At 59.4% G+C, this 18,472-nt stretch carries 11 protein-coding genes and 1 pseudogene; 4 read left to right on the forward strand and 8 right to left on the reverse strand.

The window, feature by feature from the left end; translation table 11 throughout:
* Positions 1-654 precede the first annotated feature (654 nt).
* Positions 655-2,238: a peptide chain release factor 3 gene (locus AC07W5_RS11120; protein WP_494995330.1), complete on the reverse strand. Its 1,584-nt coding sequence runs from the start codon at positions 2,236-2,238 to the stop codon at positions 655-657.
* A 515-nt stretch (positions 2,239-2,753) separates the two neighbouring features.
* Between AC07W5_RS11120 and AC07W5_RS11125 the strand changes: the two genes are divergently transcribed.
* Together AC07W5_RS11125 and AC07W5_RS11130 are read left to right on the forward strand one after the other, a co-directional pair.
* The gene (locus tag AC07W5_RS11125) at positions 2,754-3,917 is read left to right on the forward strand and encodes a type III PLP-dependent enzyme (RefSeq protein ID WP_494995331.1); all 1,164 of its coding nucleotides are present in this window, start codon (positions 2,754-2,756) and stop codon (positions 3,915-3,917) included.
* 468 nt (positions 3,918-4,385) lie between these two features.
* A complete protein-coding gene (locus AC07W5_RS11130; RefSeq protein ID WP_495023420.1) occupies positions 4,386-6,914 on the forward strand; it encodes a PepSY domain-containing protein in 2,529 nt (842 codons plus the stop codon).
* Positions 6,915-7,115: 201 nt separating this feature from the next.
* Here AC07W5_RS11130 and AC07W5_RS11135 read toward each other — a convergent pair whose 3' ends face one another.
* From AC07W5_RS11135 to ptsP, 3 genes are read right to left on the reverse strand one after another with little or no spacing between them, the layout of a single operon-like run.
* Entirely contained in the window at positions 7,116-8,849 is a 1,734-nt protein-coding gene (locus tag AC07W5_RS11135; RefSeq protein WP_495023345.1) for a PTS fructose-like transporter subunit IIB, read from the reverse strand.
* 11 nt (positions 8,850-8,860) lie between these two features.
* Positions 8,861-9,802, reverse strand: coding sequence for a 1-phosphofructokinase (gene pfkB / locus AC07W5_RS11140; RefSeq protein WP_494995333.1), 942 nt, complete (start codon positions 9,800-9,802; stop codon positions 8,861-8,863).
* Positions 9,802-12,663, reverse strand: coding sequence for a phosphoenolpyruvate--protein phosphotransferase (gene ptsP, locus AC07W5_RS11145; RefSeq protein WP_495023346.1), 2,862 nt, complete (start codon positions 12,661-12,663; stop codon positions 9,802-9,804). Before ptsP ends, pfkB begins: the two co-directional genes overlap by 1 nt.
* A gap of 295 nt (positions 12,664-12,958) precedes the next feature.
* Here ptsP and cra point away from each other — a divergent pair, with 295 nt between their 5' ends.
* A complete protein-coding gene (gene cra / locus AC07W5_RS11150) occupies positions 12,959-13,954 on the forward strand; it encodes a catabolite repressor/activator (protein WP_495023347.1) in 996 nt (331 codons plus the stop codon).
* 2 nt (positions 13,955-13,956) lie between these two features.
* Complete coding sequence (locus AC07W5_RS11155; RefSeq protein WP_495023348.1) at positions 13,957-14,745, forward strand: TatD family hydrolase; 789 nt, start codon at positions 13,957-13,959, stop codon at positions 14,743-14,745.
* Between the two features lie 75 nt (positions 14,746-14,820).
* Here the strand turns inward: AC07W5_RS11155 and AC07W5_RS11160 are convergent, their stop codons facing one another.
* The 4 genes and pseudogenes from AC07W5_RS11160 to ampD form a co-directional block, all read right to left on the reverse strand.
* Complete coding sequence (locus tag AC07W5_RS11160; protein WP_495023421.1) at positions 14,821-15,750, reverse strand: methyl-accepting chemotaxis protein; 930 nt, start codon at positions 15,748-15,750, stop codon at positions 14,821-14,823.
* Positions 15,727-16,818, reverse strand: a pseudogene (locus tag AC07W5_RS11165) (methyl-accepting chemotaxis protein); the annotation flags it as partial. The pseudogene AC07W5_RS11165 and the gene AC07W5_RS11160, both read right to left, overlap by 24 nt.
* Before the next feature lie 252 nt (positions 16,819-17,070).
* Complete coding sequence (gene ampE, locus AC07W5_RS11170) at positions 17,071-17,907, reverse strand: regulatory signaling modulator protein AmpE (protein WP_495023349.1); 837 nt, start codon at positions 17,905-17,907, stop codon at positions 17,071-17,073.
* Entirely contained in the window at positions 17,904-18,464 is a 561-nt protein-coding gene (gene ampD, locus AC07W5_RS11175) for a 1,6-anhydro-N-acetylmuramyl-L-alanine amidase AmpD (RefSeq protein WP_494995389.1), read from the reverse strand. Before ampD ends, ampE begins: the two co-directional genes overlap by 4 nt.
* Positions 18,465-18,472 lie beyond the last annotated feature (8 nt).

The raw sequence follows: 18,472 nt of genomic DNA on the forward strand, positions 1-18,472 counted from the left end.
TGGAGGTCACCAAATGCCCTTCGTCAACAGACGGGTTTGGACTAATGTTTATTTCAAATCGCTATTTAATGAATGACGAATAGTTGTGGCTAGAGAGCTGGCTCCCACTGGTCGGTCCGCGCTCGGGCGCAGCAGAAGTGAAACAGTTAGATGCGGTGTTCCTGAAACACCGTGCCGGATGAATTCAGGGCCGCAGCCCAACGGAAGCAAGCTCCCTCGCCACAATTGACCGCGCTCCACTGTAGGTCCTGCCGCAGGCTGCGATGTTTTTCGGGCCAGCACCGCACGTCCTACACCCGCCTCGGAAATCCCGCCACATCAAGAATGGGCGACCTCAGAGCCGCCCGTTTTTTGATTACTGGGTGTCAGATCTGCCAATGATCGTTCCCACGCTCTGCGTGGGAATGCAGCCCGTGACGCTCTGCGTCACTGCCGAAGCGATTGCTGCGCGTCCAGTGAGGCATTCCCACGCAGAGCGTGGGAACGATCTATCCCATTCTTCCAGACACACCGCATGCAGCGACTTTACGACTGCTTCGCCCGAGCGCGGACTGGCCGGCGGAAGCAAGCTCTCTCGCCACAAAGATCGAAGTCGCTTGCAAAAAAAAAGCCCACTGTTTTCACAGTGGGCTTTCGGGTGTCACCAGCCAGTGCTTAGTGATGCTCACGCGTCGCACGGAATTTCACGTCCGGCCAGCGCTCTTCCATCAGGGCCAGGTTGACCCGGGTCGGGGCCAGGTAAGTCAGGTGACCGCCGCCGTCGAGGGCGAGGTTTTCCACAGCCTTGACGCTGAACTCTTCCAGCTTCTTCTTATCGCTGCAATCAATCCAGCGGGCGGACCACACGGTGATCGGCTCATAAGCGCACTCGACCTTGTATTCCTCTTTCAAGCGGCTGGCGACCACATCGAACTGCAGCACACCAACGGCGCCAAGGATGATGTCGTTGCTGCGCTCCGGGAAGAACACCTGGGTTGCGCCTTCTTCGGCCAGCTGTTGCAGGCCTTGTCGAAGTTGCTTGGACTTGAGCGGGTCCTTCAGACGCACGCGACGGAACAGTTCCGGGGCGAAGTGCGGGATCCCGGTGAAACCCAGTACCTCGCCTTCGGTGAAGGTGTCGCCGATCTGGATCGTGCCGTGGTTGTGCAGGCCGATGATGTCGCCGGCGAAGGCTTCTTCCAGTTGCTCACGCTCGGAGGAGAAGAAGGTCAGCGCATCGCCGATCCGCACATCCTTGCCAGTCCGTACGTGGCGCATTTTCATGCCCTTGTCGTACTTGCCGGAACAAATACGCATGAAGGCAATCCGGTCACGGTGTTTAGGATCCATGTTTGCCTGGATCTTGAACACGAAGCCGGTGAATTTCTCCTCAACCGGCTCGACCGTACGCTCGTTCGCGACACGGGCCAGCGGCTTGGGCGCCCAGTTGACCACGGCGTCGAGCACGTGATCGACACCGAAGTTGCCCAGGGCGGTCCCGAAGAACACCGGGGTCAGCTGGCCGTCCATGAATTCCTGTTGATTGAATTCGTGGCAAGCACCCTGCACCAGTTCCAGTTGATCGACGAAACGGTCGTATTCATCACCCAGGTGCGCGCGGGCTTCATCGGAATCGAGCTTCTTGATGATTTTCACATCGGTGCGCTCGTGGCCGTGGCCGGCGGTGTAAACAATGATGTAGTCGTCGGCGAGGTGGTACACGCCCTTGAAGTCGCGGTAGCAACCGATCGGCCAAGTGATCGGCGCGGCTTTGATCTTCAGCACCGCTTCGATCTCGTCGAGCAGCTCGATGGGGTCACGAATGTCCCGGTCGAGTTTGTTGATGAAGCTGACAATCGGTGTATCGCGTAAACGGCAGACGTCCATCAGGGCGATGGTCCGTGGTTCGACGCCTTTACCGCCGTCGAGCACCATCAGCGCCGAGTCGACCGCCGTCAGGGTGCGGTAGGTGTCTTCGGAGAAGTCTTCGTGGCCCGGGGTGTCGAGCAGGTTGATCATGTGATCGCGATACGGGAACTGCATGACCGACGTGGTAATGGAGATACCACGCTGCTTTTCCATTTCCATCCAGTCGGAGGTGGCATGACGGTCCGACTTACGGGATTTGACCGTACCGGCCACCGCAATAGCCTTGCCCATCAGCAACAACTTCTCGGTGATGGTGGTTTTACCCGCATCGGGGTGGGAAATAATGGCGAAAGTGCGGCGTTTCGCGACTTCGGCGGCCTGTTTGGTCATGGGAAATCGCCTGGCAGGTGATTCAAAAAAAGGGCCGCGATTATAGCCCAAGTTGAACCCGGAACCGAACCGTTGAGCACATCAGGAACCGAAAACCAACCCATCAGCCTGACAAAGCGGCCCCGGCCTGATCTGACGACATCGCGGGCAAGGACTCGGTCTGTCAGAAAATCCTGCCCATTTCCCCCGATCGGGGAACATCAGCCTGTCATCTGGGTCGGTTACATAAGTGGCTGACCAGGAGCTCGCGACGGACGCGTGCAAAAACGCGACATTTTTTGTTGATCTCAAGCTCCTCACGCCCTAAAGTTCGCGCCGAACGTCCATGCTGGAAACGATCCATCCGGCTCAAGTACTGACGACGAGACAGCAAGGTCACCCGTAGCGCTCTGCACGGTTGACCTTTTTGCTTTCGGCGGACATGCCTTGGGAAGTAGGCGAACCAAAGTGGGGATACGGAGGACGTTCATTTGCACCCATTGTTTTTACCCGTTTGCCATTAGGAGCTCCCAAGTATGTCGATCAATGTCGAAGACTATTTCGCGCGCGAAACCTTTCAGAAAATGAAGGCCTTCGCCGACAAACAAGAAACCCCATTCGTGGTCATCGACACCGCGATGATTGCCCAGGCCTATGACGACCTGCGCGCTGGTTTCGAATTTGCCAAGGTTTACTACGCGGTCAAGGCCAACCCGGCCGTCGAAATCATCGACCTGCTCAAAGAAAAAGGTTCGAGCTTCGACATCGCCTCGATCTACGAGCTCGATAAAGTCCTGAACCAGGGCGTCAGCCCGGATCGCATCAGCTACGGCAACACCATCAAGAAATCCAGGGACATCCGCTACTTCTACGAGAAGGGCGTGCGTCTGTACTCCACCGACTCCGAAGCGGACCTGCGCAACATCGCCAAGGCTGCACCAGGCTCGAAAGTCTATGTGCGCATCCTCACCGAAGGCTCGACCACGGCTGACTGGCCACTGTCGCGCAAATTCGGCTGCCAGACCGACATGGCCATGGACCTGCTGATCCTCGCTCGCGACCTGGGCCTGGTGCCATACGGCGTATCGTTCCACGTTGGTTCGCAGCAGCGCGACATCAGCGTCTGGGACGCAGCAATCGCCAAGGTCAAAGTGATCTTCGAACGTCTGAAAGAAGAAGACGGCATCCACCTCAAGCTGATCAACATGGGCGGCGGCTTCCCGGCCAACTACATCACCCGCACCAACAGCCTGGAAACCTACGCCGAAGAAATCATCCGTTTCCTCAAGGAAGATTTCGGTGACGACCTCCCGGAAATCATCCTGGAACCAGGCCGTTCGCTGATCGCCAACGCCGGCATCCTGGTCAGCGAAGTGGTGCTGGTAGCCCGTAAATCCCGTACCGCTGTAGAGCGATGGGTGTACACGGATGTGGGCAAATTCTCCGGCCTGATCGAAACCATGGACGAAGCCATCAAGTTCCCGATCTGGACCGAGAAAAAAGGCGAGATGGAAGAAGTGGTCATCGCCGGCCCAACCTGCGACAGCGCCGACATCATGTACGAGAACTACAAGTACGGCTTGCCACTGAACCTGGCCATCGGCGACCGCTTGTACTGGCTGTCCACCGGCGCATACACCACCAGCTACAGCGCCGTTGAGTTCAATGGCTTCCCGCCGCTGAAGTCGTTCTACGTTTAAACGCAGCTCGCTGAAATTAAAAAGCCCATGACGTGTCATGGGCTTTTTTGTGTGCCGTGTCTAGTCCTGAAATAGGTTTACACCTGTTTCAGGACTAGACACCGCCGATCGTTCCCACGCTCTGCGTGGGAATGACTCCATGGACGCTCTGCGTCCAATGTGACGCAGAGCGTCACAGGCTGCGTTCCCACGCGGGAGCGTGAGAACGATCTAACTTCTTATGCCAACTCGACTGCCCGCTGCTGATAATCCGTGGCCAACGCCTGGATCTGCGGATCGCTCGCGCTCAACAGCACTGAGCCTGCCACTCTCATGAATTCTGATTCACATGTGAAGTCGCCAGGCCCCGCTGATCACGATGAGCGGGGCTTTTGCATGTAAAGAGGAATGTTTCTCGACAACTCACGGCATAATGCACGCCGTGAATTTTTCTTGAACAAACAGTTTCAGATGAACAAGGCGGTCGACGTGTTGAAGAAAACCCTGTTCCAGCTGCATTGGTTCTTCGGCATCAGTGCCGGGCTGGTGCTGGCCTTGATGGGCATTACCGGTGCGGCGGTGTCGTTTCAGGACGAGATCCTGCGGGCACTGAACCCACAGGTCTTGCAGGTCGGGAAGCCGCTGGCCGGTGTGCTGCCGCCTGCCGAACTGGTGGAGAAAATCGAGGCCGCTGAAGGCAAAAAGGTCTCGATGCTCTGGGTCGAAACCGACAGCGGTAACGCCGCGCGGGTGTTCTTCACCCCGCCGCCCGGCGAGCGTCGCGGACAGATGCGCTACTTCGACCCCTACACCGGCGACTTCATGGGCGATGCTACAGGTCAGGACTTCTTTGGCCTGATGCTGCAGCTGCACCGCTTCCTGGCGATGGGCGATACCGGCCGGCAAATCACCGGCGCCTGCACGCTGATTCTGATTTTCTTCTGCCTGTCCGGCCTCTATCTGCGCTGGCCGCGTCAGGTCGCAAGCTGGCGCGCCTGGCTGACCTTCGACTGGGCAAAAAAAGGCCGCAGCTTCAATTGGGACCTGCATTCGGTGGCCGGTACCTGGTGCCTGATTTTCTATCTGCTGGCGGCATTGACCGGATTGTCCTGGTCCTATGAGTGGTACAACAAAGGCCTGAACAAGCTGCTCTCGGATTCTCCCGATAGCCAGATGCGTAAAGGTGACCGAGGCGCACCGCCGTCCGGCCCGGCACCGACCGCCGATTACCGCGCGATGTGGAGCAGCATCTACAGCACTGCCGGCCCAGGCTTGAGTGCCTACAACATCCGCATGCCGCCAGTGGCCGGACAACCGTCCACGGTGTTTTACCTGCTGAAGAACTCGCCCCATGATCGTGCGCTGAACCAGATCATGCTCGATCCGGCCAATGGCGCTGTCAGCCGGCATGATCGCTATGCCGACAAAAGCTTCAAGGCACAACTGCTGACCAGTATTTACGCGCTGCATGTCGGCAGTTACTTCGGGATTGTGGGGCGCATTGTGCTGACCCTCGCCGCCCTTACCATGCCGCTGTTCTTTGTCACCGGCTGGCTGTTGTACCTAGATCGTCGACGCAAGAAACGCCAGGTAAAAGACGCCCGCAACGGCCTGGGTCATAACAACAGCGATGCACCGGCCTGGCTGATCGGTTTCGCCAGCCAAAGCGGTTTTGCCGAACAGCTGGCGTGGCAAACCGCCGGCCAATTGCAGGCCGCCGGGGTGCCGGTCAAGGTGCAGCCATTGGCGGATGTCAGCGAACAGCATTTGCGAGAGTCAAACCACGCGTTGTTCGTGGTCAGTACTTTCGGCGACGGTGAAGCACCGGACAGCGCCCGAGGCTTCGAACGCAAAGTGCTCGGACAGGCGTTGACACTAAACAACCTCAATTACACGGTGCTGGGTCTCGGTGATCGGCAGTATCAGCACTTCTGTGGCTTTGCCCGACGTCTGCACGCCTGGCTCGCAGAACATGGCGGCGCCACGCTGTTCGCCCCGATTGAAGTCGACAGCGGCGACCCCTACGCCCTGCGGCACTGGCAACAGCAACTCGGTCAGCTGACCGGGCATACCCCGGTGGACACCTGGAAAGCACCGAGTTTCGACAACTGGACGCTGAGCCAGCGCAGGCTACTCAACCCTAACAGCAGTGGCTCAGGCGTGTATTTGCTGGGGCTGACCGCGCCAACCGCCAGCAGTTGGCTGGCCGGCGATCTGGTGGAAATCCTGCCGCGCAACAGCGGTGCTGCAGTCGAGCATTTTCTCAGTGGGATGAGCCTGCCTGCGACAGCTCCAGTCCAGCTCGACGGTTTGCAGGAAACCCTGGCCCAGGCCCTGGCAGGTCTTCAGTTGCCCGACAATCGTGTTCATCTGGTTGGTCTGCAAGCCCAGGCATTGGTCGATGCCCTGGTGCCGTTGGCCATGCGCGAATACTCGATTGCCTCGATCGCCAGCGACGGTCTACTGGAACTGATCGTGCGTCAGGAGCGTCACGCCGATGGCAGTCTGGGCATCGGCTCCGGCTGGCTGACCGAACACGCGCCGCTGGGTTCTGCCATCAGCCTGCGGGTGCGGCGCAACAGCGGTTTCCATCTACCCGCAGAACCACGACCGCTAATCCTGCTAGGCAACGGCACCGGCCTGGCGGGGCTGCGCAGCCTGCTCAAAGCACGCATCGCCGATGGTCAGCAACGCAACTGGTTGTTGTTCGGTGAGCGTAATGCCGAGCATGACTTCCATTGCCGGGACGAGCTGCACGAATGGCTGGCATGCCGCGATCTGGCGCGCCTGGACCTGGCGTTCTCGCGGGATCAGCAAGAGAAGATCTATGTGCAGGATCGACTGCGCGACGCAGCCGAAGAGTTGAAAAAGTGGCTGGCCGATGGTGCGGCCATTTATATCTGCGGCAGCCTGCAAGGGATGGCGGCGGGTGTGGATCAGGTGCTCAATGACGTGCTGGGGGCTCAAGAGGTTGAGAAGCTGGTCGAGCAAGGGCGTTATCGACGGGATGTGTACTGATACACCGAGTAACTGATCGCTCCCGCGTGGGAATGCATCCCGTGCCGCTGCGCGTCACATCCAAAGCAGACGCAGAGCGTCCAGAGCGGCATTCCCACGCAGAGCGTGGGAACGATCATAACGCGGTGCGCCAGCTAGACCGCGTTGACCTTATCGCAGGCAACAGCTAGGCGCCCCCCTGCTTTCCTACAGGTATCAGGCTTATGCCGGCTCCAGAACCAACTCAACCACCTCAGGCCGCTTGATCAGCGCATACGTCACCGCCGTCAGCAAACTCCCGGCGACAATCGCCAAGAGATACAACAACGCATGGTTGATTGCATTCGGGATCAGCATAACGAACAGCCCTCCGTGCGGCGCCATCAGCTTGCAGCTGAAGTACATCGACAGTGCGCCAGTCAACGCACCGCCGGCGATGCTCGCCGGGATCACCCGCAACGGGTCCTTGGCGGCAAACGGGATCGCCCCTTCGGAGATAAAGCACAGGCCGAGCACAAATGCCGCTTTGCCGGCTTCACGCTCGGCCTGGGCAAACTTGCGGCGGGCGATGAACGTAGCGATGCCCATACCAATCGGCGGCACCATACCGGCAGCCATGGTGGTGGCCATCGGTGCATAACTTTGCGATGCCAGCAGGCCCACCGAGAACGCATAAGCAGCTTTGTTGATCGGCCCACCAAGGTCAACGCACATCATGCCGCCGAGCAACACACCGAGCAGAATCGCGTTGGTCGTACCCATGCTGTCGAGGAAGTGAGTCAGCCCTTCAAGCAACCCGGCAACCGGTTTACCCACCACGTAGATCATCACCAGCCCCGTGAACAGGCTCGCCAGCAACGGGATGATCAGGATTGGCTTCAACGCTTCGAGACTTTGCGGCAAGCGCGCCCAGCGATTGATCGCTTGCGCGGCATAACCGGCGATAAAACCGGCAATGATCCCACCGATAAAACCCGCCCCCAGGGTACTGGCCAACAGACCGCCAATCATCCCCGGCGCCAGGCCCGGACGGTCGGCGATCGAGTAGGCGATGTAACCGGCAAGCAGCGGCACCATCAGCTTGAATGCGCTCTCGCCACCGATCTGCATCAGCGCCGCGGCCAGGGTCCCTGGCTCTTTGAACGCCGTGATACCGAAGACAAATGACAAGGCGATCATCAACCCGCCGGCCACCACCATCGGCAACATGAACGACACACCGGTCAGAAGGTGCTTGTAGGCACCGGTTTTTTCTTGCTTGGCCGGACCTTTGGTGCCGGTCGAAGCACTTTCCTGCTGCCCCTCGTCCAACGCTTTATTCAGCGTGGCTTCGGCCTGTTTCAAGGCGATGCCCGTGCCGCAGCGGTAAATCCTCTTGCCGGCAAAACGCTCAGTGGCGACTTCGATATCCGCCGCCAGCAATACCACATCGGCGTCGGCAATCGCCGCTGCGCTCAAGGGGTTACGTGCACCGACCGAGCCCTGGGTTTCCACCAGCAGGTCATAGCCCAGGCGCTTGGCCGCTTGCTGCAATGCTTCGGCCGCCATAAAGGTGTGAGCGACGCCGGTCGGGCAAGCGGTCACTGCGACCAGCCGTGGCGCGCGTTTGCCAACGGCGGGCGGCGTGGCAACCACGTCGGGCGCGGCATAGACCTGCGCCTCCTCGGCACCGCGTCGCAATACCGCTTCGACGTCTTGCAGCGCTTGAGCCGGCGAACTCTGAAACACTCGCTTGCCAACAAAGCGCAACATATCCACCGGCGCGCTGCTGACCACCAGCACCCACTCAGCAGCTTCGATGGTCGCGGCCGACAACTGGCGTTCTGGATGCGCCGCGTCATGCACTTCGACGCTGGTGCTCCAACCCTGGCGTTGCGCCGCTGCGTCGAGCAAACGCGCGCAGAGCACACTGGTGACCATGCCATTCGGGCAGGCAGTAACAATGGCTAACTTCATTACGAACCCTCTTATTGTTCTGTCAGGGGATGAATACGAACACCCTGTTCGAGCTGCGCCAGTTGCGCGGCATCGTTGATTCCAAAACCGATCTGGGTAACGGCCATGGCGGCAATCGCGGTGGCCGTGCGCAAGGTATGTTCAGGGGTATGAGCACTGAGCAAACCGTGCAGCATCCCCGCCAGCAATGAATCGCCAGCACCGACGGTACTGGCGACTCGGACCTTCGGTGGCAGTGCCTGCAAGGCACAACCGACGCTGAACCAGTTCACACCGTCGGCACCTTGGGAAATCACCACATGCTCGACACCTTGCGCCCTTAACCGGCTTGCCGCCTCGGTTTGCGCAGCCACCGACACGACCGGATAATCCAGCACTTGGGCCAGCTCTTCAGTATTGGGCTTGACCAGCCATGGACCTGCAGCGAGCCCTGCACGCAAGGCTTCGCCGCTGGTATCCAAGGCAACTTTCAAGCCGAGATTTTTCAGGCGGATCAGCAACGTCTGCAACCACTGCGCACTGACGCCCTGCGGCAGACTGCCAGCGACCACCACCGCATCATGCCCGACGGCGATCTGATCGAGACGATCAAGCAGCGCCTGTTGAGCGGCTTCACTGACCAGCGGGCCCGGCCCATTCAAGTCGGTGATACGCCCATTGCTTTCAGCCAGTTTGATATTGCTGCGGGTTTCTCCGGGCACGCGAATGAACGCATCGACAAAACCACGCCGGGCAAACAGGGTTTCGAAGGCCTGTAGATTGTCTTCGCCGAGGAAACCGCTGACGGTCAGCTGATGCCCGAGATCGGCCAGCACCTGCGCCACGTTCACACCCTTGCCGGCGGCGTGGGTGTGCATGGCATCACTGCGGTTGACCTGACCGGGTTCCAGGCAGGCCAACTGGACGGTGAGGTCCAGCGCCGGGTTCAGGGTAAGGGTAAGAATCTTAGCCATTACAGTGCCTCCACTAAAGCACGCACTTCATTGGCGCTGCCCACGGCCAATGCCTGCTGAGCAAGGATTTTTGCCTGGCTCAAACCGAGCTCGCGAACCCGCGCCTTGACCTCGGCAATACTGCGCGCCGAGACACTCAGTTCATCCACGCCAAGCCCCACCAGCACTGGTACGGCCAACGGATCAGCCGCCAGCTCTCCACACACGCCGACCCATTTGCCATGGGCATGGGCCGCACGCACGGTGATGTCGATCAGTTGCAACACGGCTGGGTGCAAGCCATCGGCCTGGGCCGACAACGTCGGATGGCCGCGGTCGATGGCCAGGGTGTATTGGGTCAGGTCATTGGTACCGACGCTGAAGAAATCCACTTCCCTGGCCAATACCGGAGCGAGCAACGCCGCGGACGGCACTTCGATCATTATCCCCAATTGTAGATCGGCCACCGGGATTTCCAGACGCAGGCGCTCGGTCATGTCCCTGGCCTGGCGCCACTCATCGACGCTGCCGACCATCGGGAACATGATCCGCAGCGGCCGGTTATCAGCGGCGCGCAGCAAGGCGCGCAACTGGGCTTCCATGATCTGCGGACGTTGCAGAGTCAGACGAATGCCGCGAACACCGAGGAAAGGGTTTTCTTCCTTGGCGATCGGCCAGTAAGGCAGCGGTTTGTCACCGCCAACATCCAGGGTACGCACCACTAAAGGCCGGCCGGCCAAACCATCGAGCACACGGCGGTATTCGGTTTCCTGGGTCGCCTCATCCGGCGCTTGCGTGTGGGCCATGAAAATCAGTTCGGTGCGCAGCAAGCCAATGCCTTCGGCGCCCTGCTCCACGGCACTGACGACACCTGCGCTTTCACCGATATTGGCGAACACTTCAACGGCGTGGCCATCGGTGGTCAACGCCGGTTCGTGGCGCTGGGCCGCTGCGGCTTGCAGACGTTGCTCGCGGGTATCGCGCTCTACGGTGGCGCGCTGCAAGGTCGCGGCATCGGCGTCCACATGCAGGCGGCCACGCTGACCGTCGAGCAACAGGGGCGTGCCCGGCGCCAGCAGCAATACCGCAGCGCCGGCACCGACCAGCGCTGGAATGCCCAGCGCCCGCGCGACAATCGCACTGTGGGCGGTGGCGCCACCACGAGCGGTAAGAATCCCGGCAACCCGCGCTGGATCGAGACGCGCCACATCCGAGGGGCCGACCTCATCCATCACCAGAATGTACGGTTGCTCAGGTTCGACCCGGGTTTCGACGCCACACAGCTGCGCCAGCACCCGGCGACCGACATCTCGCAAGTCCGCCGCACGCTCGGCCAGCAGCGCATCATGCAGCGATTCCTGTTGTCTGGCCGCTGCCTCGACCACCGCCATCCATGCAGCCTCGGCGCTTTCACCTTGCTTGAGGCGAGTGTCGACTTCGTCGGTCAGCTCCGGATCGTCGAGCATTTCCTGGTGAGTAATGAAAATCTCGCGGATAGCCTTGGCCTTGCTGCGCTGAATCAGCCCTTCGATGTCACCACGGACATCGGCCAGCGCCTGTTTCAGACGCTCACGTTCAATGGCGGCGGACTCACCACGCAACGGGTAATCGATCGGCTGCAGAACATGAATATGGGCCGGACCGATGGCAATCCCGGGTGCGGCGGCTATCGCCTGAATCAGACTGCCCGAGGCCGGAACTACCAGCACCGGCTCCACTTCAGCGACGATTTCACGCGGTGCGCTGATCGCCGGCAACGGCTCGACTTCTTCGCCAAGCCCTTCTTCGATGGCCGCCAGCAACGCGGGCAAGGCATCGGCAGCGATGTTCGGTTCAGCGATAAACTCCAGCACCTGGCCACGATGGGCGCCGAGGCTGAGCAACTTGCTCAGGCTCTTCACCGACACCGCACTGTCCTTGCCGTCGACGATCCGCACGCGAATCTCGCCTTCAAAGCTTTTCGCCAGTTGCGCCAGAATCTTCGCCGGACGCGCATGCAAGCCGTGGGCATTGGCCAAGGCGATCCGGGCGCTCGGCCAGTCCGCCGGCAATTCGCCACCGAGTACTTCCAGGACCGCGCGGCTGCTGGTAGCTCGTCCCAACTCGTGGCCGCGACCTTCAATCAGCAACGCGCAAAGGCGTTCGAGCAAGGCTTGGTGGGCTTCACCCAGGCTGGCCAGACAGAACAGACCGCTCAGCGGTTGGCCGAGGTAGCGGATCGGCTTGTCCGGCGTGACGAAGGCCAGGCCTGGACGCTTGACCGTCTGTTCGCTGTGCAACCACCACAGGCCGTCGCCCAGCGGCAGTGCTTCAACCTGTTGCAGTACTGCGGAAAAACCATTGCTCACACAGTCGGCCTGACGCAGCAAACGCGCGCCACGCCAAACCAGCTCTTCGAAATCTTCGGCGGGCACGCCCAACCCGATCATCTGCGCATCCAGCGCCAACTCTTGCGGCGCACCTTGCAGCAGCTTCAACAGGGCCTCGGCGGAACTGGCGCGGCGCAGGGCCTGGCCCAGATCGGTTTCACCCAGGGCGCGGGTGAGTAATTGCAACAGGTGCAGGTGCTCATCGGATTTGGCGGCAATGCCGATCGCCAGATAGACGATCTGGCCATCACCCCAGTCCACCCCTTCCGGGAACTGCAACAGGCGCACACCGGTGGTGAACACCTTATCGCGGGTTTCAGGGGTGCCATGGGGGATCGCAATACCTTGACCGAGAAAGGTCGAGCCCTGGGCTTCCCGCGCCTGCAAACCGCCGAGGTAACCCTCTTCGACCAGGCCATCAGCGACAAGATGTTCGGCAAGCAGGTGCAGTGCCGCGGACTTATCCACAGCCGACTGGCCCATGGATATCTGCTCTATGGTGAGCTCGAGCATGCTTTCTCCTATTTAGCGCAAGTTCGCGCTAGGTATTGTTTTGAATGAATCAGCTTAGGCTTATTGTCAGAACAGCCTCGGGCGGCTTCTCGGCAGAACCGGCCCAACTCCTTTATACCCCTGAAAACACGCTTGCTGAAACGTTTAATCTAGAATGTTTGGCACGTTACTCGATAATCGCTCATCCTTGAAGCCCTATCTGTCGGTCGCAGTTGCGACGATGGTCGCCCCCTCATTTCGGTTACGATTGGACAAAATGTCGGGGCAAGCTCCAAAACAACAAGGAAATCCCGGGTTGAAACTCAGTGATATCGCCCAACTGGCCGGTGTGTCTGTCACCACCGCCAGCTATGTCATCAACGGCAAGGCCGAACAACAACGGATCAGCCGCAGCACCGTCGAGCGTGTGCAGGCGGTGGTCGAACAACATGGCTTCACGCCTAACCCACAAGCGGCCGGGCTACGCAGCCGGCATACGCGTACCTTGGGTTTCATCCTGCCCGACCTGGAAAACCCCAGTTATGCCAGGATCGCCAAATTGCTCGAACAAGGTGCCCGCGCACGCGGCTATCAGTTATTGATTGCCAGTTCCGACGATGCGCCGGACAGCGAGCGACAATTGCTGCAATTATTCCGCGCCCGACGTTGCGATGCATTGTTCGTCGCCAGCTGCCTGCCGCCCGATGATGACAGCTATCGCCAGTTGCAGGCCAAGGGCCTGCCGATCATTGCCATCGACCGGGTCATGGAGCCCGAGCATTTCTGCTCGGTGATCAGCGATGATCAAGAAGCCAGCTTGCAACTCACCCGCAGTCTGTTGCAACCCGCACCTCGGCAGATCGTGCTCATCGGTGCGCGTCCCGAGCTGAGCATCAGCCAGGAACGTGCAGCAGGCTTCAAGCAGGCCTTGTCCGGATTTGACGGCAAGATCCTGATCGAGCACGGCGAAGCCTTCAGTCGCGATTGCGGACGACAGCTGATGGAGGAGTTACTACAACGCCTCGGCCACTTACCGGATGCGCTGGTGACTACCTCCTATGTGCTGCTCCAGGGCGTGTTCGATGCGCTGCATGACTTCCCGCTCAAATCCCGACCGCTGCGCCTCGGTACGTTCGGCGACACCCAGTTGCTGGACTTCCTGCCGCTGCCGGTGAACGCCATGGCCCAGCAACATCAACTGATCGCGGACAAAGCGCTGCAACTGGCGTTGGCGGCGATTGAAGAACAACACTACCAACCGGGTGTCCTGGCCATCGCGCGGACCTTCAAGCAGCGTATTCACGAGGCGTGAACGTGGAGCTGATCGACAGCCATACCCATCTGGACTTTCCGGATTTCGACGAAGATCGCCAAGCGCTGCTGGCTGACAGCCGCATCCTCGGGGTGCGACGAATGGTGGTGCTGGGGGTTTATCAGCGAAATTGGCAGCGGGTATGGGATCTGGTGCAAAGCGACCCGGACCTGCATGCCGCGTTCGGCTTGCATCCGGCGTACCTCGATGAGCATTGCCCGGCGGACCTGACCGAGCTTGGCGACTGGCTGACCCGTCTGGCTGGCCATCCGCAGCTGTGTGCGGTGGGAGAGATCGGTCTCGATTATTTTCTCGAACATCTCGACCGCGAACGGCAACAAGCGCTGTTTGAAGCGCAGTTACAACTGGCGGCAGATTTCCAGTTACCGGCGCTGCTGCATGTCCGCCGTAGCCATGCGACCACGATCGCGACCCTCAAACGTTTTCGCTTGAAGCGCGCGGGCATCATCCATGCCTTTGCCGGCAGTCAGGAAGAGGCCCGCGAATACATCAAACTCGGTTTCAAACTGGGCCTGGGAGGCGCCGCGACCTGGCCGCAGGCGCTGCGCATGCACAAAGTCATCAAAGGCTTACCGCTGGATGCCGTCGTGCTGGAAACCGATTCGCCGGATATGGCGCCCGCCATGTATCCAGGCCAGCGCAACAGCCCGCAGCACTTACCGGCGATCTGTTCGGCGCTGGCCGAAATCATGGCCATCAGCCCCCAGCAACTGGCGGCGGCGAGCACTGCCAACGCCTGTGATTTGTTCAACTGGAATCAGTCGCAATAGGCCTTGGCAGCCTACAGGATCATGCTCACTCGCCGCATGGCCTGGAAGCTGCCCACTCAATGATGGCTGCCGACCTCAAACCCGGAACGCGCTGATCAACGCCTTCAACTGCACCACCTGCGCGGAAAGCTGACGGCTGGCATCTTCGGTCTGGTGCGCACCTTCAGCGGTGCGCTCGCCGGCGCGGTTGATCTCGACGATGTTTTGATCGATATCGTGGGCCACTGCGGTTTGTTGCTCGACTGCTGCTGCGATCTGTTGGTTCTGATCGACGATCATCCCTACTGCTCCAAGGATGTTTTCCAGCGCCTGCTGAACCTTTTCCGACTGGCTGACCGTTCCATTGGCCATCTGATGGCTAACACCCATGGCTTTCACCGCCGCGCCGACGCCGCTGTGCAACCTGGCAATCATTTGCTCGATTTCTTCAGTCGATTGCTGAGTACGCTTGGCCAATGTCCGGACCTCATCGGCCACCACAGCAAAACCGCGCCCCTGTTCACCGGCACGCGCAGCCTCAATGGCCGCATTGAGCGCCAACAGGTTGGTCTGCTCGGCAATGCTTTTGATCACTTCAAGTACACGGCTGATGGATTGGCTGTCACTGGCCAACTGATTGATTACCAACACTGACTGGTCAATCTCGCCGGCCAACTGAGCAATGCTGCCCTGCTGAGACACCACCAAACCACGGCCGCTGACCGTTTCGTCGTTGACGCTGTGGGCGCTACTGACCGCCGCTGCTGCGCTACGGGCCACTTCCTGGGCAGTCGCCGACATCTGATTCATGGCCGTGGCAACCTGTTCAATCTGGCTGCGCTGACCGGCGACGGCCTGATTGCTGCGAGCCGATACCGATTCAACCTGACCGGCCTGAAGCTCGACTTCATTGACGGTCTTGCCCACCAGTTCGATCAGGTCATGGATTTTCGCCACGGTACCGTTGAACACATTGCCCAATTCACCCAACTCGTCGCGACTGTGGGCGGTGAAAGTGACAGTCATGTCCCCCGCCGCGACCTTATCCATCACCGCTCCCAGGCGTTTGAGGGTAGTGCGGGTCGAAGCGTAGAAACCGCCATAGAGGTAAACGATCAATAAAAACACCGCGGCCAGTGCAACCACCAACGCCACCATCTGCGTGCGGTTCTGCTCCAGACGCTGCTGCAATTGCGCACCAAGGAACTTCAACGTGGCCTCATTGAGTTGGTAGGTCTGCGCCATTAATCCGCTGACATGATCGTAAAAAGCTTGCCAGGGAGCATCGAGGGTATCGGCCATCACCACCTGCTCTTCGAACAGTTCGCTACCTTGCTTGAGCGTCGCTCTGCTGGCGCTGGCCAATGGGTCCAGAGCGTCGTGGGCCGCTTTGCTCGAGCCCAAAGCATCCTGCAGCTTCAAGCCATACTCGGCCTGGAGCTTTTCAATCTGCTGTAACAGCTCATCGAAACGAGTGCTCGACGACGAATTGAGGAAACCCTGCCCCAGCGAATAGCTGCCTATGGCCCGGCCTTCGCCCAGGATTTGCGTGACTTGCGGGGTGACCCCAGTGATCAACTCACTCAATTGGCGCATGTCACTTTGATTGTCGCGGCTCAAGCCGGACTGGCTGGCGATAATCTGGCTGAACACTTGCGCACTGCCGAGCAACTTGCCGATCAACGCGCTTTTGCTTTGCAAAGAGTTTTCGGCTTGCTGAGCCTTGAAGGCCGTAATCATTTCATCGCGCTTGCCATCGAAAACGCTGATCTGCCCGGGGTCGATGGTCACAGCCGCCAGCCCCTTCATGCGTTCCAGGACGCTCTGTTCAAGGACGCTGATCTTCGGCTCGACATCCCCCGCTTTGCCGGACTGGCCAAGGTTGACGTTGATCTGCACCAGGTTATTCAGGGTTTCCAGATCACGCCGTAGCGTAAGGCTGCTGCCCAACAGGTCAAGACTTTGCAATTCGACCCGGGTGCCCTGGAATTCGCGATAGGAGTCGCGGACCAGATAGAAGTTGGTCACCAGCATCGGCAGGAAAAACAGAACACTGATCAGGCTGAACTTCATACCGAAGCTCAGGCGGTTCATCAGCGCTACAGCGGGATAGAGCAAGCTCTTCACTGAAAGTCTCCCTTTTCTTTTATTTTTATTGGCAGGCACGCGAAGACAGCAGATAGCCACTATTCGGCGCTACGTCTGTATAGCTCAAATCAAAGGGAGGTTTTGTAACTTAAAGTTAACCGCGTGAGTATCGGTCTGGTGAACGGGGAAGCTCCTTTGTGGCGAGGGGCAAAGCCCTCTCGCCGCAATGTTTTTCTCACCTCAGGTTTTGTGCACGTCTCAGAGAAACACAGTCCAGAGTGCAAAGCCGGCATACCAAAGCACCGCAGCCCGGAGCAGCAGTTCCCATAACCGGTCCAGACTGGTAATACCATCCGCGCCGACCATTGGTGCCGGGATCTCGCCAGCCCCCAGGCCGACTTTCTCCAGCAACTGCGCGGCACTGATGTTCCAGTTGAGCAACTCATGCAACATCACCCGGCTGACCGCAACAAAGTTGCCCACCAGCGCAAAGCTTGCTGCCAACAATCGCACCGGCAACCAATCGAAGGCATGACGCAATTGCTCGGCGCGCTCGGCCAGCGCCGGATTTTTCCCGTGCTCAGCCGCTAATGCCAGCAAGCGATAGCTCAACGCTGCGACCGGACCGAGCAGAAAGTACCAGAAAATCACCGCAAAAAAGCTCTGATAGGCCTCCCACAGCAAGTGTCCTTGAACCCGCCCAAGCAACTGTTCGCCGCTGTCAGCGCAAATATCCAGGTCACGCTTGGCAACATGAGCCGCTGCTTGCAGGTCCTCACGACGCCAGGCATCGCGAAACGGCCCCAGAGCACCCAACAAGTCGCCGCGTCCCAGGCTGTAAATCACCACTAACAGATGAACGGGTAACGCCAACAAACCGTAGAACACCGGTTCCAGCACCACCAGCCCTAATCCCAGCACCGTAACCGGCAGTAAAACCAGCAGCGCTAGCACTAACCAGGGTCGGTTCGTCAGTCGCGGACTGGCCTCAAGCTTGGCCAACTCGCGTAACCATCCACTGTCGCGCTGTACCTGATGACGCAAGGCCGAGAATTTTTCGACCCAGACCGCCAGCAGCAACACCAGAAAACTCATTGTTCGTCCCCTTTATCCAAGGCTGCACGAAAGCGTACCCAGTCGAAAGCCGGCCCCGGATCGGTTTTTCGCCCGGGAGCAATATCACTATGGCCGCAGATGCGCTGCACAGTGATCGCCGTGTAGGCGCTCTGCAACTGCCGGGTCAAGGCAATCAACGCCTGATATTGAGCATCGGTGAATGGCAACTCGTCAGTACCTTCCAATTCGATGCCCAAAGAAAAATCATTGCACCCTTCCCGCTCATCGAAGCGTGAGACACCCGCGTGCCAGGCACGCTCAAGACAGGAGACAAACTGAGTGATCGCACCGTCACGTTCGATCAAAAAATGCGCAGACACGCGCAGATCGGCTATCCCTGCAAAATAAGGGTGCTCCGTGACATCCAGGCGATTCTGGAAAAACTCCTGCACTTTACCCGTCGCGAACTGCGCTGGCGGCAGACTGATGTTGTGGATCACCAGCAGGGAAATCTCGCCTGTGGGGCGCGCATTGAAGTTTGGCGACGGACAATGACGCACGCCCTGACACCAACCGCTAGCGGGGTCCAACTGCATACAGATTC

Source organism: Pseudomonas sp. GW821-FHT01E05, assembly GCF_059422425.1.